This is a genomic window from Pseudoalteromonas caenipelagi (assembly GCF_013140855.1).
Taxonomy (GTDB): Bacteria; Pseudomonadota; Gammaproteobacteria; order Enterobacterales; family Alteromonadaceae; genus Pseudoalteromonas; species Pseudoalteromonas caenipelagi.
Genome location: NZ_JABBPG010000030.1, coordinates 1 through 814, shown reverse-complemented (window position 1 = coordinate 814; position 814 = coordinate 1). Strand labels below are relative to the sequence as shown.

The window sequence follows — 814 nt, the reverse complement described above, 5'->3', positions numbered from 1 at the left end:
TCACCACGGAGTGATTCATGACTGGGGTGAAGTCGTAACAAGGTAGCCCTAGGGGAACCTGGGGCTGGATCACCTCCTTATACGATTTAGAACTTATTTGTTCGTAGTGTCCACACAGATGATTGTTGATTAGAATTAGAGAACACAAACATTGTTTGGGTCTGTAGCTCAGCTGGTTAGAGCGCACGCCTGATAAGCGTGAGGTCGGTAGTTCAAGTCTACTCAGACCCACCACTTCTTCTCGATGCTGCGTTATAAAGCTCGTCGTTTAGTTGACTAAACGTCCTCACTTTATGCCTTGCCTCAATGAAGCTTTGGTTACAAACAATGTACACACCAGTAATGTGGGGCTATAGCTCAGCTGGGAGAGCGCCTGCCTTGCACGCAGGAGGTCAGCAGTTCGATCCTGCTTAGCTCCACCACTTTACTTTTTAAAGATAAACATTCTTCAGGTATATCCTGAGTATTAAGTGTGTTTCTCTTTGAGAAGTTAAATTCTCTTGCTCTTTAAAAATTTGGAAAAGCTGATAATTAAATTCTTATAGATATTCGTATCTATAAAGAGTTTTCAAAAGTAAAACAATGCCAATTATTTGTTCTTAGGAACGACTAATTAGCATCTACTTTAGTATTCAATATTAACTTCTGGCGAAGTTGAAATCAGTCTTTGATTATCAACCTAAAACTATTTTGGGTTGTATGGTTAAGTGACTAAGCGTACACGGTGGATGCCTTGGCAGTTGGAGGCGATGAAGGACGTACTAACTTGCGATAAGCCTAGTTGAGCCAGTAAGAGGCGCTTGAGACTAGGATT

The 814-nt window shown here is 41.4% G+C and carries 2 tRNA genes and 2 rRNA genes; all 4 read left to right on the top strand.

Features of this window, described 5'->3' with window-relative positions:
- A 16S ribosomal RNA gene (locus HG263_RS22135) occupies nucleotides 1-80 on the top strand; the annotation flags it as partial.
- Nucleotides 81-157: 77 nt separating this feature from the next.
- Nucleotides 158-234 (top strand) — tRNA-Ile (locus HG263_RS22130).
- Between the two features lie 112 nt (nucleotides 235-346).
- Nucleotides 347-422 (top strand) — tRNA-Ala (locus HG263_RS22125).
- A 279-nt stretch (nucleotides 423-701) separates the two neighbouring features.
- A 23S ribosomal RNA gene (locus tag HG263_RS22120) occupies nucleotides 702-814 on the top strand; the annotation flags it as partial.